This window comes from Streptomyces sp. NPDC032091 (assembly GCF_055580265.1).
In genome coordinates, this window is record NZ_JBVILR010000013.1 from 161,539 (window position 1) to 175,089 (window position 13,551).

A 13,551-nucleotide genomic window follows, 5' to 3' on the forward strand; every position below is an offset into this window, starting at 1 on the left:
CCTCGATCCCTCAGGTCCGGCCGACGAGGGCATGGGCCGGGCCGGAACGGGCGTAGAGGACCTCCTTGCCCAGGCGGTGCGCCGAGAGGAGCCCGGCGTCGCGCATCGCGGTGAGGTGCTGGGAGACCGCGCCGGCGGTCAGACCGGTGCGGGCGGCCAGCGTCGTGGTCGTCGCCGGCTGGTCCAGCAGCGCCAGCAGAAGCGCGCGGGAGCGGCCGAGCACCTTCGCCAGCGCCGCGTCGGGCGCAGCCGGCTCCCTGCTCTCCCACAGGGTCGCGACACCTCGCACGGGGTAGCGCAGGAGCGGCTGCCAGCCGGGGGCCGTCAGCGAGAACACGCGCGGGTGCGCGAACACCGACGGTACGAGCAGCACCCCCCGCCCCTCCAGGCGGGCGTCCGCCGCCCGTTGGCGGCGCCGGCGCACGCGCAGGGTGTCGTCCTGCCAGGTGATGCCGGGGTCGAGGTCCTCGAAGAGGCCGTGGGCGCCGCCGGTGGCCATGAGCCGCGCCCGGTGCAGGACGTCGCCGTCGAGCAGGGCCCGGATGCGGGGCCAGTACGGTGCGATCGCGATGTCCCAGTACGCGCGGACGAGCCGGGCGATGTCGTCGAGCCGGGCGGCGGTGTCGGGGTGGCGCAGGCCGAGGGCGTCCAGACCGGCCCGGACGCGGTCGTGCGGCTGCTCGCGCAGGGCGGCCAGTTCCAGCTCCAGGTCGGGCGCGTGGCTCACCGGGGGAGGACAGACGAACGCGGCGATGACACCCGGCGTGATCAGCTCGGTCAGCGGACGCAGGTCCAGCCCCGCGAGCCGGGGCCGTACGGCCCGCACCCAGGGGTGGTGCAGCGGGTGCTCCGCCGGGAAGGCGAGCACGCGCAGACTCGCGATCGCCTCCCACAAGGGAGAGAGCGCGAACCGCGTGTGGGCGAGGTCCGCCGCAGAGTACTTGAGTCTCAACTCCATTCAGCCAAGGCTAAATCGTTCACCGCGTTCAAGAGGCCGGGGCGAGAGTCCGGGCATGCTCCTCTCCACCGACCGGGACTTCCGCCGGATCTTCGCCGCCGACGCCACCAGCAAGTTCGGGACCCAGATCAGCGCACTCGCACTGTCGTTCCTGGCCCAGTCCGCACTCCACGCCGACCCCGCGCACGTCGGCCTGCTGGCCACCCTCGGCACCGTCTCCTTCCTCCTCGTCGGCCTGCCCGCAGGCGCCTGGATCGACCGGGTCCGCAAACGCCCCGTCATGATCGGCGCCGATCTCGCCCGTGCCGCCCTGCTCGCCTCTGTCCCCCTCGCGTGGGCCTGCGGATCGCTGACCCTCGCCCACCTGTACGCGGTGGTCGCGCTGATGGGCGTCGCCACGGTCCTCTTCGACGTGGCCCACCTCGGCTACGTGCCCCACGTCGTCGGCCGGGACCGGCTGCTCGCGGCGAACACGGCCCTCGTCAGCCTCAACTCCGTCGCCGACGTCTCAGGCCGCGGCATCGGAGGCCTGATCGTCCAGGCCGCCGGTGCCCCCCTGGCCCTCCTCGTCGACGTGGCCAGCTACCTCGGCTCGGCGCTGCTGACCGCACGCGTCCGCCGCCCCGAACTCCACCTCCGCAAGGCCGGACGGGCGCCGCTGCTGCGGGACGTCGGCGAGGGCCTGCGGTTCGTGCTCCGCCATCCCCGGCTGCGCCCGATCGCGCTCGAAGGCGCGCTCACGAACCTCGGCATCCAGCTGGCCGTCGTGTCCCTCCTCATCACCCTCGCCGACCGCCCCGGCACCGCCGGTCTGATCCTCGCCGCCGGCGGCCTGGGCACCCTCGCGGGCTCGCTGGCGGCTCCCCGCCTGCACCGCACCCTCGGCCCGGTCCGCTGCCTGTGGCTGCCGGGCCCGTTCCTCGCCCCGTTCGCCCTCGCCATCGGTGTGGACGACCTGCGGATCGCGGGCGCCGCCTGGGCGATCACCCTGGCCAAGACCGGTGTGGACAACGTCCTGCGCGTCTCCTTCCGGCAGGGGGCCACCCCACCGGAGCTCCAAGGCCGCATGAACGCCACCTTCCGCTTCCTGCTCACCGGTGCCCTCGCCGCGGGCGCCGCCCTCGCCGGCCTGATCGCCCAGACGGCCGGCCCCCACACCGCCCTCTGGGCGGCAGCGGCCGTCCTCTCGGTCCGCTGGGTCCTCACCGTCCCCCTCAGCCGGCCGGAAGAGCCGTCACCGGCCCGGGCCGGTGCCTGACGCCCGGCGCATGTCGCAAGCCGACGGGACCGCGGGTCAGGCGTCGGTGACGAGGGTGAGCGTGCCGTGGAGGCGGCGGATCGCCTCTTCGGCGTCGGCGTACTGCTCGGGGGTCGGCCGGACGGCGCCGAAGGTGGGACCGTCTTCGGCGGGAAGAGCCCGCCAATGCAGGACGGGTGTGAGCGCGGTGACGGCCGCGCCGAGGAACCAGGCGAGACGTCCGTGGACGCGGGCGAGGGCGATGGCCAGGACGGCGAGGGCTTCCCGCAGGTGCTCCAGCCGGTCGATCGCGGTCAGGGCCTCTTGGGTGTGCGGGGTGCCGATGGCCGTGCGGAGCTCGGCGGCGGCCTGAGCGGCGGTGGCGCGGTCGGCGGGGGAGGGGGCCCAGGCATGGTCCCGGAGCTGCTGTTCGGCTTCCTCGGCCAAGCCCTCGATGAGCGTCCGCATATCCATGCCGTCACCCTAGTCTGCCCGTGGACGGTCGGCCGCCGCGAACCAGTCGTCCCGGCCGTGATCCGCGTCGAACCACCCGCACCGCTCCGGGCACCACATCGACCCCATCCGCTCCGCCGGAACCGCCCGAAGCGGACGGTCGGAGCGCCCCGGCTCAGTCCTTGCTGGCGCTGTGCCAGCTCATCCCCCAGCCATAGGCGAGGTCCGCCGCCTGCTGCTTGAAGACGCCCGGCGCCAGAACCAGGTACTGCGCCTCCCTCCGCACGATCAGCTCCCCGTCCACGTTCTCGATCAGCGCGATCGCGGCGACCGGCGAAGGGACGGTGCATTCGTCCAGCCGCACCTCGATCGGGGGCCCGGCGGGCGGATACAACGTGGCGACCCCATGCAGCCCCGCGAAGCTGGACGCCCCGTCGTAGATGACCACGAACACCAACAGGCGTCTGATGTCCGCCGCGTGATCGAGATTGATCAGGAGGTTCTCCCCGTCCGCGCTTCCGCCGGTGCGGTCGTCCTGGTCCAGCAGGACGTACGGCGGCTGGTCGAACGAGCCGAACTGCCGGTTGATGGGGTGGACGATGCCCTTCGTCCCGTTCTGCAGCTCCCACAGACAGGAGAGGTCCAGATCGACGTCCTCCAGGCGGACGGCGTCCTTGCCCTTGTTCATCCAGCCGCGCGGAGGCCTGGCCGCGCTCCACGAGAGGTTGACCCGCATGGACCCCGACGTGACGCCCTGCTTCGTCAGCGACACCGCGGGCGAGGCCTTCGTCAACGTGATCTTCGACAGACGCACCGGCTGGGACACCGGCCGGGACACCGATCGGGGCGCCGGGGCCGCCGGCGCGGACCGCACCTGCGCCCCGGTCGACGCGGCGGGTTCGTCGACGGTGATGCCGAAGTCGGTGGCCAGCCCGGCGAGCCCGGAGGCGTAGCCCTGGCCCACGGCGCGGAACTTCCACGCACCGTTGCGCCGGTAGAGCTCGCCGAGCACGAACGCCGTCTCGGAGGTGGCGTCCGTGGGGTCGAACCGCGCCTCCTCGGCGCCGCTCTCCGCGTCCAGTACGCGCACGAACAGCCCCGACACCTGCCCGAACGTCCCGTCGGTGGAAGCCGCGAGCACCACGGTCCCGATGTCCTGCTCCACCGCCGACAAGGTGACGCCGATCGTCTCGACGGTACTCGTGCCGTCCTGGCGCCTGCCCTCGTGCCGGACGGCACCACTGCCGTGCACGGGCTGGTTGTAGAACACGAAGTCGTCGTCCGACCGCACCTTCCCGGCCGGCGTCAGCAGCAGGGCGGACACGTCCACGTCCGGGACGCCGGGCCCCGCCCGCCACCCCAGCTCCACCCGCACCCGCGGACTCCCCACCGGAACGTTGGCACCCTTGCGCAGGCCCATGCGACGATCCCCCTTCCGCGACCGACCCCCACGCCCGCAGCGTACGAGCATTCCGGCGCGTCTTCCCCGAAAGCCAGGATTTGCCGCCCCCGGCCCCCGGCCCCTCCCTCCGGCCGCCGCCACAGGTCAGCGGAGCCCCTGTCTCACCAGCGGACGGCGCTGAAGTCCACCGGCCGGGGCCGCAACAGCCGGGTGCGTTCCGCCAGCGCGCCCAACCGCCGGGACATCTCGTCGGCGGGCAGCCGGCGCCGGTCGCCGTGGCCGGGGAGCACCCATTCGAACCGGATCCGGCCGGCCGTCCTGGCCAGCGAGGCGGCCAACTCCTCGATGGAGTACCAGGTGACGCTGTCCGCGACCTCCAGATCACCGGTCCCGCGCGACCAGTAGAAGCTGTCCCCGCTGAAGCAGTACCGGCCGTCGGCGAGGTAGAGCACACTCCCGCGCGTGTGGCCAGGCAGCGGATGTGCGGTGACCCCTTCACCCACCTCCACCGGCTCGACCCCACGCATCACCCGGTCGGCGTCGGGTGCCGCGTCCAGATCGCCCTCGTGGATCCACAGCCGGGCGCCGAAGTGGTCCGCGTAGCGTCGGCCGTGTGCGGCGTGATCACGATGGGTGAGCAGCACATCGGTCACTCGACCCGAGGCCGCGTAGCGCTCGGCGAGCACCGGACTCCAGCGCGGCGTGTCGATCATCATGGCCGTCCCCGACGGCCGCCGGAGCAGATAGGCGTTGGCCCCGGCCGTCTGCCGCGAGTTGTGCCCGCAGAGCAGTACGCCGCTGTCCAGCTCCATGGGGAAGGGGTCGAGCCGCTGATCGGGCCGCTGGGAGGTGTGGCGGATCGAGCGGGTGGGGCAGGCGAAGACGGCCGCGTGTAAGCGCCGCGTCTCCGCCTCGTCGCGCGGCGGGCGCAGGACCTGCGACGCGCCGTCCACCTCGCCGATCAGCTCGGGCGCGAGCTGTCGTGCCACATCGCAGTTGGTGCAACGGTCATCCACGTACCAGCCGTCCACGGCAGGTCTCCGTTCCAAGGGAGGGGGGAGCAGGTCCGATCCGGACCGCCCTTCCTGGATACCCCACCCGCGTCCGGAAGCGGTAGGCCCCGCCGATCTTGCACTTCCGGCCCCGACGCGCTCTCTTCCGCCCGCACACGGGACCGGTGCGACGCCGGCGGAACGCGCTCCGGTAGGCGCTCGGACCCTGTCCGGTGTGGCGGACGCCACCCGGTCACGTTGACGCCGCGAGGAACTCCCGCAAGTCCACGACCGAGTAACCCCCCTCCACCGCCGCGTCGATGATCCGTGGCAGGGCCTGGGCGTCGAGCACCACCCCATCACCTTCGCTGCTTCCGACATGCATCTGGAGGACCGCCCCGGGCCCCAGCGAGCCCACCGCCCTGCGGACCACCCGGTCCACGGTCATGCCGCCGGCCGGCCCCAGGTAACCGTTCGTGTCGTTGGTGAACTCGATCGCCGCGTAGCCCAGCTCGTTGACGTCCTCGACCGCGTCCTGCGTCGTGGAGCTGTAGGGGAACCGGAAGAACGGCAGGGGCTCGACCCCGGAGGCGGTCCGGATCGCGGCGTCGGCCGCGCGGACCTCCCGCACCCGCTCCGGCGTGCTCAGGTCGTCGAAGTACGGGTGGCTGTAGGAGTGGTTGCCCAACCCGTGCCCGGCCTCGGCCATCGCCCGCACGGCCGCCGGACAGGCCTCGGCGTACATCCCCGTGGGAAAGAAGGTGGCGGGCACTTTCCGCCGGCCCAGCTCGGCCAGCACGGTGGCGACCCCACTGTCGTCCCACGCGGCGTTGAAGGTGAGCGCCACCACCTTGCGCGACGTCGGCAACCGCCGGATCTCCTGCCCGAGCAGCGAAGCCGGCGGCCGGGGCCCCGCCACAACCCCGGCCTCCCGCCCCCGGCCGGCCGGCGCGGCCACCGCACTCGGGCCGGGCGCCAGCCCCGCAGCCAACAACGCCGCCAGCGCGGCACGTCGTCCCACATCCACCGCGGCCACTCCCTCGATCACCACGCCGCCCCACGCGACGCTCCCACGAGTGTGCGAGCACCCCGCCAGGCAGCCCCGCTCAGCGGCGCCGCGCAGCCGGGTGATCAGAGATCGCTGGCACGATATCGGCATGCACCCCGTACACACGCTCGACGTACACACGCTCGACGGCCTGGACGCCCGTCCCTGGTCCTCCCTCTCCCACGCCCACGGCAGTGCGGCGGACGTTCCCGACCTCCTGCGGGCTCTGACCGGCACCGACGTCGACGCGGCGGAGGAAGCACTGTCCGAGCTGTACGAACGCGTTCTGCACCAGGGGACGGTCTACGCCGCCAGCGCGGAGACGGTGCCGTTCCTGGCCGAAGTCGCGGCGGCCGGCCACCACACGGCAGACGTCCTGACGCTGCTCGGCGGCCTGGCCGAGAGCGAGGACGAGTACGGCGTGGCACCGGGCGCGGTCCGGGCGGCCGTCGCCGGCCGGCTCCCTTCGCTCCTTCCCCTCTTGGCCTCCCCGGAGCCGGAGGTCCGCCGGACCGCGGCCTGGGCGGTGTCCCACACCCGCGCGACCGAGCTCGCGCTCCCCCCGCTCCGCGTCCGCTGGGACCAGGAAGCCGAACCCGCCGTACGGGCGGAGGTCCTGGCCGGGATCGCCCGGCTCGACCCGCAGGGCGCAGCGGCGGCGGCCGCCGCCGTCCTGGACCCGTCCCAGCCGGCCCGGGTGCGCATGGCCGCCGTCTTCGCCTCCCTCGACGCCGGCGCCCCGTGGACCGAGCCCCTGCACAAGACGATGCTGTCCCTTCTGCCGGCCGACCCCCTGCGCTCCGATCTCGACCTCGATCGCGGCGAGCCACTGACCGCCGTCACCGAGGCGCTCCTGGGCCGGGGCGGCCGCAACGACCGCAAGGTGGCGTTCGCACTGATCGACGCGGCCCTGCACGACGGTCGGCCCGACGTGCGGGCCGAAGGCCTCTGGGCGGCCGACCGCGCCTGCATGCTCTCCCGCAGCGCCCCGCGGCGCCTGGTGTGGAACCTGCGGGCGGCGGCCGTCGACGAGGAGTCGGTGATCGCCATGTCGTCCCTCCTGGGTCGCCTGGGCAGCGTCGCGGCACCCACCGCGGACCTCCTCGCCGCCCTCGCCCGACGGAACCCGGACCAGGACGACGCCCCTGCGGACCGCGCCCTGGACGCGCTCGTACGCGTCGCGCCCGCACAGGCGGCCCCGCTCCTGGCCGCCGCTCTCGGGCGGCGCCCACGGGCCCTCGCCGCCGCTGGCGGGTTCCGCAGCGCGGAGGAATCCGCCTTCCCGTACGACGGTGAACTCCTCGACGCGGTCCGCCAACGCCTCGCCCGGCCCGAGGCCCTGAGCAGCAACGAACCCCGGCAACTGGCGAACCTGCTGGCGGGGTGGGGCGCCGAGGCGGCGCCGGCGTTGCCCGAGCTGTGCGCGGCCCTCCCGTACTTCCCCGGTCCGGCCGCCCGAGCCATCGCCCGCGTCGCCGCCGAGGGCGCCCCGGCGGACCGCGCCCGGGCCGCCGCCTCGCTGCGGGCGGTGACGGCCGAGCGGGGCGGCCTCCCCGTGGCGAAGGCCCTGTACGACCTCGACGGCGAGATCGCGCCCCTGCTGCACCACCTCGAACAGGACCTCCGGCGCGGCGCCGACCAGCTCGGGGAGGCGGTCAAGATGGCTGCCGCGCTCGGCCCCCGGGCAGCGGCGCTGGCGCCCGCCCTCCGCGAGGCGCTGAGCGGCACGAGGGCCGACACCACGCCCGGGCTGGATACGGACACGGCCCTCGCCGAGGCATGGTGGCGTGTCACGGGGGACGCGGACGGGGCGGTCGCCGTCCTGGACTCGGTCTTCGCACGCGCCGAACGGAACCCCTGGTGCCGGTGGTCGGTGGTGCGGGCCGCCCGCGCGACGGCCCTCCTCGGCCCCGCGGGACGGCCCCTCGCCACCCGCCTGGAAGCCGCCCTCGACGATCCGACCCAGGCACCGGCCGCGGTACTGGCCCTCACGGCCGTGTCCGAACCCGCCACGCCGGACCGTCCCTTGCTCGCCGAGGCCGCCTTGCGATCGGCCGAATCGGACGCCGACCCGAGGGGAGCCTGCGACGCCCTGGAAGCACTCGGCCCCGACGCCTTGACCCCCGACCACGTCCGCCGACTCGCCGAGCTCGCCGACGGCGACGCCCGGGTCATCCGCTCGGGAACCGAAGACCGCATCATCCACCAGGACGAAGCCCTCCGGATCCGCGCCCGCGCACTCCTGACCGCCTGCACGCCCCCCTGACGGCCACCAGCGGCCACCTCACGTCGATCGCGTGAGCGCGGATGAGAATCTGGAGCACCCCGAACGCACACTCACTACGACGTGCGGAGCCGGCCGCTCCCATGGCAGGATGACGGCATGTTGATCAGAAAGGGCGATGCCGCGTAGGCGCCCGAAGGCCGTCCGCGCCGAGCAGTGGCGGCCTCGTAGACACGTAGAAGTCCAGAAGATCAGGGGCGTTTCCGCGAGGACCCGTGCGGCTGTCCGGCGCGTCGAAGACGAGCGCATGTGGCCCGGCACGGTGGCCGACGCGCTGGCTCGTTTCGCGTCGGCGTTCGCGCAACCCGGCCGCTACCTGAACGCACCCCCGGTCTGGCAGCCCGGCCTGGAGATCGAGTACGCCCGCGATGATCTGGAAGAGGTCATGCGTCACCTCCCGCGCGGCGCCCGTCGAGATCTCGGCCGCCTGATGTCGCGTATCGACGACGAGTTCGAGCGCCGCACCCTGCCGAACCCTTGGCTGGCGAACGCCTGCACGGTGGGCGGCTGGTGGTGGTCGAGGATCCGAGAACACTGATGACCTTGGACGTCGACAGCACCCGAGCTCCTCGTCGCCGGCGAGGCGGCCGTCGCGCCGACGACCTCGCCTGGACCTTCGTGAACGCCCGTGCCCCGGGCCCGAAGTGGCAGACGGCCGGCTCGTAGGCCCCGTCCGGTGTGGGGCCCTCGACGCTCGGCGTAGGCGTCTTCAGCTCTGCCCGCGCCCGGCTCTGCGCGCCCGAGCGTAAACCCCTGGCCGTCGCCATCTCCCGGGCATTAGGGTGCTCGCCGCACCGAGCCCGAGGGGGACCATGCAGACCGCCGCCGCACCACCGGAGGCCACCCGCACGCCTTGGCGGAATCCGGCTTTCCGGCGGTTTGTATCGGCCAACCTCATTTCGGCGGCCGGCTCCGCCATGGCGCCCCTCGCCCTGGCCTACTCCGTCATCGAGCAGGGCGGTGGCGCCGGCTCCCTCGGCCTTGTCCTCGCCACCAACACCCTCCCCACCATCGGATTCCTCCTCATGGGCGGCGTCTTCGCCGACCGGCTGTCCCGGAGCCGGATCCTCTTCCTCGGCAACCTCCTCGCCGCTGCCGCGCAGGGAGCCCTCGCCGTGACCGTGGCCACGGGCCACGCGACGACGCTGTCCATGGCCGCCTGCGGTCTGGTCTCGGGCACCGCGGCCTCGTTCATCGTCCCGGCCATGCAGGGCGCCGTGGCACAGATCGTCCCCGAGGAGCACCTCCCACAGGCCAACGCACTGCTCAGGCTCCCCGGCAATGCGGTCAAGGTGCTGGGGCCGGTCGTCGGCGGTCTCGTCGTCGCCGCGAGCGACGCGGCCTGGGCCCTGGCCTGGGACGCCCTCACCTTCGCCATCGCCGCCGTCCTGCTCCTCACCCTTTCCCTGGAGACCCCGCCCACCCCGCGCACGGGTGTCCTGGCCGACCTGCGGGCGGGCTGGGACGGCTTCCGGTCCCGTACCTGGCTGTGGACGTACACGGCCGCCGGCGCGGTCCTCGTCGCGGCGTGGCTGGCCGGCTTCCAGCTCCTCGGCCCCCTCGTCGCCGCCCGCGAGTACGCCGGGGCGCGCGACTGGGGGCTGGTGCAGGCGGCGTTCTCCTGCGGTCTGCTGGCCGGCACCCTGGTCTGTCTGCGCTGGAAGCCGTACCGCCTCCTGACCGTCGCGGTCGCCACGTCCGGCGCCCTCGCGCTCCCCCTGGCCGCCCTGGCGGCCGCCCTGCCCCTGCCCGTCGTCCTGGCGGCGGCCGTGTTGGCGGGGATCGGCCTGGACGTGGCGATCGTCGCCTGGAACACCGCGTTCCAGCAGCACGTCCCACAGCCGGAACAGGGCCGCATGAGCGCCTTCAACGGCGTCGGCGAACGCCTGGCCATCCCCCTCGGCTACCTCATCACCGCCCTGGCCGCCCACCTCTGGAACACCCGCACGGCCCTCCTGGCCTGCGCAGCCCTGATCGCCGCCGCGGCCATCCTCAACCTCTGCGTCCCCGAGGTCCACCGCATCAACCACCACACCCCGAAGGACCAGGGAGCACTAGGCTCCGGCACATGACCAGCGATTTCGGCTTCACCTGCCTGTGCTGCGGAGCCCACCACCCTGAGCTGCCGATGAGCTACACGTCCGAGGCTCCGGCCGTATGGGACCCGGCCTTCGCCGACGCCGATGACTGCCTGCTGTCCGCGGACCAGTGCGTCGTCCGCGGAGAGCACTATTTTGTCAAGGGCCTGATCGAGATACCGGTCATCGGCGCTGACGAGGTGTTCTCCTGGGGCGTCTGGGTCTCGCTCAGCCGCGAAAGCTTCTTCCGGGCTGCCGACCTGTGGAACAACCCCGGCCGGGAGGCTGAGAAGCCGTACTTCGGCTGGCTCACCACCGACCTGCCGGTCTACCCGAACACCCTCAACCTCAAGACGCACGTGCACACGCGTCCGCTCGGTGAGCGCCCCTTCGTCGAGCTCGAACCCACCGACCACCCCCTCGCCGTCGAACAGCGCACGGGAATCACCCTGGACCGCGTGCGGGAGATTGCAGCTGCTGTGCTCCACTCCACCGCGGACAAGCAGCAGCGACGGCCGACCCGACGAGTGGGGTCTTCGCTGGTGCCCCGGCGGTTCAAACGGCGCCCGTCCTGTCGTCGACCCGGAAGGTGATGACGTCGACCTCGTCGCTCCCGGCCAGATCCCGGTAGTGGCCCCTGAGGCCTTCCCGGAGTTCGGTTGCGGTCGTCAGCCCCTCGGCTTGGGCGTCTTCATTGGTGAGGTCGCTGACCAGGCAGTGCCTGATGTCGGTCACGTATGCCGGAAGGACGACTTCGGGGTCGCTCTCGAACACCAGCCGTACTGGCCCGAGCTGGGCCGGGTCCCGGAAGCGGGTGGTCCTGGTCTTGGCGCCCGAGCGGACGGCTTCGAGGTAGCGGGGATGGAACCGGATGATCGGGGGGCCGGCCGTCTCGGGGTCCTGGTAGAGCGATGGGTCGAGACCGTTCATGCCTTCCGGGGTCCACCGCTGAGTCAGTGGCATCAGGTCGGCAGCGAGAACGGACCGGAGCCCCGCGGGCGTGGGCACGATGACGCGCATGGTGGGGTAGTAGTCCACGAAGACCTGCCGGTCTCGGCCGCACGGGCCGATGACCCCTCGCCCGTGGTTTCCCACGGCAACGATGCACCGCATCTGGCGGGCGCCCTGGGCTCGCGCGGCTCCCAGAGCGACGAGTTCGGCGCAGGGGCCGCCGGTGAAGTGGTAGAGGTTCACGCCGGCGAACATCCGGTAGTCCGCGGCCATGACCGCGGCGCCCATCGTGTGGATGCCGTCCTCGTCGGGCCCGGCGTCTGTATGCGCGTCTATGGTGCGGCGTGCCAGCTCCACGAGCTCACGCTCGTCCTCATCGAGAGCTCGTGCAGAGGACGGTACATACATGTTTGCGGCCTTCTCTTCAGTCAGCAGTCGCCGAAAAGCATTCCACGCCACACAGGGAGCCCTCCACGGCATTTCGGCTCCGCTGACCGGACCCCTGTGGCGGTCCCGTCACCAGGGCTGAAGCCGGCGGGGCTGCGGCTCTGCCGGTAAGACCTGGGTTGCTCCCAAGTGATCGGAGTCGGCGCAGGATCAGACCGGACCGGCTGCCACGGCGGGGCGGAGGTGCCCCTTCCGGTGGCTCTGGAGCTGGTGCGGGCCATACTCCGCGATCAGGGTGCCTGGCGCCGACTGGAAGTCGGGGACGTCACCACTGTTCTCGTGGGGTAGGACCGGTATGTGTACGCGGCCAGCGACCTGCCCTCCCCGACGCGGCGGCCCGCACACGAGAACTCGGCCTGTTTTCGAAGCCGGTGACGGCCTGACCCTACGCCGCCGAGTTCGAGGAACCCGACGTGACGGAGGTCGCCGACGAGGGCTTCTGGGCGCGCCGGTGCACGACGTTGGCCTCTCGACGGTCGGCACTCCTGGAGGAGGCCCACGTACGCAACGCCACACGCTGGTCCCGCCTCACACCGGAGAACCTCGACCCGGTGCGCGGCGCCCGAGACCGGATATCGATGCGGTCCTCGCCACGTTGTCCGCAGAGGGGCTCACGGAGTTCCTCTCGGATGCGCATGACGCGACGATCAGCAACGCGGTCGTCGACGAAAACGACCCCTGTACTGCGCCGTCCTACCGGGCAGCGATGGCGCACGACGCGCGGTATCCGGTGCTGTGCATTCGAGTTGCGTCTCTGCCCCGGTCAGTCAGAGTCGTACCAGTGGGTGAAGGGGCGGCCTGGGCAGAGTCGGCATTCGAAGATGTATACCGATCCCACGCTGCCCACGTCCAGGCCGGTGGGGTCGACCGGGGTGCCTCGGCTCCCGTCCTCACCGCGGTCCTCCAAGGGAAGCCAGGTTCGCGACGACGCCCCGTCGTATTCCCAGCTGGCCACGGTGAGCAGGTGATCCATTCGGTTGTCACACCCGTCGCAGTCAGGCCATGCCGATCCCGTGAACCAGGACGGATACCCGCCGAGTTTGGTGCCCGGGGCTTCGGCAAGGTGCGACGCGAAGGACAGGAGCGGGGCCGCTTCCTCCAGCCGGTTGAAGTCCTCTTCCCATGCCGCGGCCAGGTGTTCCGGCAGATCCCAGTGCGGGTATTCCGTCACCTGCTCCGGGTGGACCACGCAAGGCCTTGGAACGTGCCAGTCATCTGCAGCCGGGTCGGCGGGTGGAGCCGGAAGCACGGCCCGCACAGTGACGGAATCACGCCAGAACACCACCGGCCAGGGGGATGCAGGGAACTCGTGGTTGAACGGGCACCAAAGCACCTGAAGGACGTCCCGGCCGGCCGGGAAGGGTGTGACTCCGGGGGGCAGGTGCGAGCGGAAGGCCTGCACGACCGGGACCAACGGCACGTGAGGGGTGCTGGGCATGCCCATACCGAGGTCCTGATGTGCGCGTGTACAGGCGCCCCCTGGACCTGGAACGACGGCGCCCCGGCCGTGGGGCCGCCGAACATCGCCGGTCGGCCAGGCCTCGTCGGCCGGCCAAAGCAGCGGGCCGCCCACAGAACTCTGAGTGCTCGATGGCCTGCCCGACCTCGGGTGTAGGCGAACCGTGTCGCGTGCCCAGTCGGCGAGGCCGGGCACGAGACCCACCACGTCCACTGGGCGCGCAGGGGTCCGTCGCCTCACGG

At 72.5% G+C, this 13,551-nt stretch carries 11 protein-coding genes and 1 pseudogene; 5 read left to right on the forward strand and 7 right to left on the reverse strand.

All coding sequences use genetic code 11. The features are described 5' to 3' along the window. Positions 1-10: 10 nt before the first annotated feature. Positions 11-958 carry a DUF5937 family protein gene (locus ACZ5NJ_RS21825; protein WP_468766749.1) on the reverse strand — a complete coding sequence of 316 codons (948 nt, stop codon included), beginning with the start codon at positions 956-958 and terminating at the stop codon, positions 11-13. Between the two features lie 55 nt (positions 959-1,013). Between ACZ5NJ_RS21825 and ACZ5NJ_RS21830 the strand changes: the two genes are divergently transcribed. Further along, the gene (locus tag ACZ5NJ_RS21830; protein ID WP_468766750.1) at positions 1,014-2,216 is read left to right on the forward strand and encodes an MFS transporter; all 1,203 of its coding nucleotides are present in this window, start codon (positions 1,014-1,016) and stop codon (positions 2,214-2,216) included. 36 nt (positions 2,217-2,252) lie between these two features. Here the strand turns inward: ACZ5NJ_RS21830 and ACZ5NJ_RS21835 are convergent, their stop codons facing one another. The 4 genes from ACZ5NJ_RS21835 to ACZ5NJ_RS21850 form a co-directional block, all read right to left on the reverse strand. Then, positions 2,253-2,669, reverse strand: coding sequence for a hypothetical protein (locus tag ACZ5NJ_RS21835; RefSeq protein ID WP_468766751.1), 417 nt, complete (start codon positions 2,667-2,669; stop codon positions 2,253-2,255). A 154-nt stretch (positions 2,670-2,823) separates the two neighbouring features. Next, positions 2,824-4,068 (reverse strand): TerD family protein, encoded by a 1,245-nt coding sequence (locus ACZ5NJ_RS21840; RefSeq protein WP_468766752.1) that lies wholly within the window; start codon positions 4,066-4,068, stop codon positions 2,824-2,826. Between the two features lie 143 nt (positions 4,069-4,211). Continuing rightward, positions 4,212-5,081, reverse strand: coding sequence for an MBL fold metallo-hydrolase (locus tag ACZ5NJ_RS21845; protein WP_468766754.1), 870 nt, complete (start codon positions 5,079-5,081; stop codon positions 4,212-4,214). A gap of 214 nt (positions 5,082-5,295) precedes the next feature. After that, on the reverse strand, positions 5,296-6,069 hold the full coding sequence (locus tag ACZ5NJ_RS21850; protein ID WP_468766755.1) for a polysaccharide deacetylase family protein: 774 nt from the start codon (positions 6,067-6,069) through the stop codon (positions 5,296-5,298). Between the two features lie 130 nt (positions 6,070-6,199). Here ACZ5NJ_RS21850 and ACZ5NJ_RS21855 point away from each other — a divergent pair, with 130 nt between their 5' ends. From ACZ5NJ_RS21855 to ACZ5NJ_RS21870, 4 genes and pseudogenes are all read left to right on the forward strand, one after another. Beyond that, positions 6,200-8,356 carry a HEAT repeat domain-containing protein gene (locus ACZ5NJ_RS21855; RefSeq protein ID WP_468766756.1) on the forward strand — a complete coding sequence of 719 codons (2,157 nt, stop codon included), beginning with the start codon at positions 6,200-6,202 and terminating at the stop codon, positions 8,354-8,356. A gap of 265 nt (positions 8,357-8,621) precedes the next feature. Beyond that, positions 8,622-8,912 carry a hypothetical protein gene (locus tag ACZ5NJ_RS21860; RefSeq protein ID WP_468766757.1) on the forward strand — a complete coding sequence of 97 codons (291 nt, stop codon included), beginning with the start codon at positions 8,622-8,624 and terminating at the stop codon, positions 8,910-8,912. A gap of 274 nt (positions 8,913-9,186) precedes the next feature. Next, positions 9,187-10,446 (forward strand): MFS transporter, encoded by a 1,260-nt coding sequence (locus ACZ5NJ_RS21865; RefSeq protein WP_468766758.1) that lies wholly within the window; start codon positions 9,187-9,189, stop codon positions 10,444-10,446. A 56-nt stretch (positions 10,447-10,502) separates the two neighbouring features. After that, a pseudogene (locus ACZ5NJ_RS21870) lies at positions 10,503-10,952 on the forward strand (DUF2199 domain-containing protein); the annotation flags it as partial. A gap of 55 nt (positions 10,953-11,007) precedes the next feature. Here ACZ5NJ_RS21870 and ACZ5NJ_RS21875 read toward each other — a convergent pair. Together ACZ5NJ_RS21875 and ACZ5NJ_RS21880 are read right to left on the reverse strand one after the other, a co-directional pair. Further along, entirely contained in the window at positions 11,008-11,760 is a 753-nt protein-coding gene (locus ACZ5NJ_RS21875; protein WP_468766759.1) for an ASCH domain-containing protein, read from the reverse strand. An 853-nt stretch (positions 11,761-12,613) separates the two neighbouring features. Further along, complete coding sequence (locus ACZ5NJ_RS21880) at positions 12,614-13,294, reverse strand: DUF1963 domain-containing protein (protein ID WP_468766760.1); 681 nt, start codon at positions 13,292-13,294, stop codon at positions 12,614-12,616. Positions 13,295-13,551 lie beyond the last annotated feature (257 nt).

What these genes read in the sequence shown, in the direction of transcription:
- ACZ5NJ_RS21860 (WP_468766757.1), top strand. Translation starts at nt 8,622, where the DNA reads ATGTGGCCCGGCACGGTGGCCGACGCGCTGGCTCGTTTCGCGTCGGCG.
- ACZ5NJ_RS21880 (WP_468766760.1), bottom strand. Translation starts at nt 13,294, where the DNA reads ATGGGCATGCCCAGCACCCCTCACGTGCCGTTGGTCCCGGTCGTGCAG.
- ACZ5NJ_RS21825 (WP_468766749.1), bottom strand. Translation starts at nt 958, where the DNA reads ATGGAGTTGAGACTCAAGTACTCTGCGGCGGACCTCGCCCACACGCGG.
- ACZ5NJ_RS21855 (WP_468766756.1), top strand. Translation starts at nt 6,200, where the DNA reads ATGCACCCCGTACACACGCTCGACGTACACACGCTCGACGGCCTGGAC.
- ACZ5NJ_RS21835 (WP_468766751.1), bottom strand. Translation starts at nt 2,669, where the DNA reads ATGGATATGCGGACGCTCATCGAGGGCTTGGCCGAGGAAGCCGAACAG.
- ACZ5NJ_RS21830 (WP_468766750.1), top strand. Translation starts at nt 1,014, where the DNA reads ATGCTCCTCTCCACCGACCGGGACTTCCGCCGGATCTTCGCCGCCGAC.
- ACZ5NJ_RS21840 (WP_468766752.1), bottom strand. Translation starts at nt 4,068, where the DNA reads ATGGGCCTGCGCAAGGGTGCCAACGTTCCGGTGGGGAGTCCGCGGGTG.
- ACZ5NJ_RS21865 (WP_468766758.1), top strand. Translation starts at nt 9,187, where the DNA reads ATGCAGACCGCCGCCGCACCACCGGAGGCCACCCGCACGCCTTGGCGG.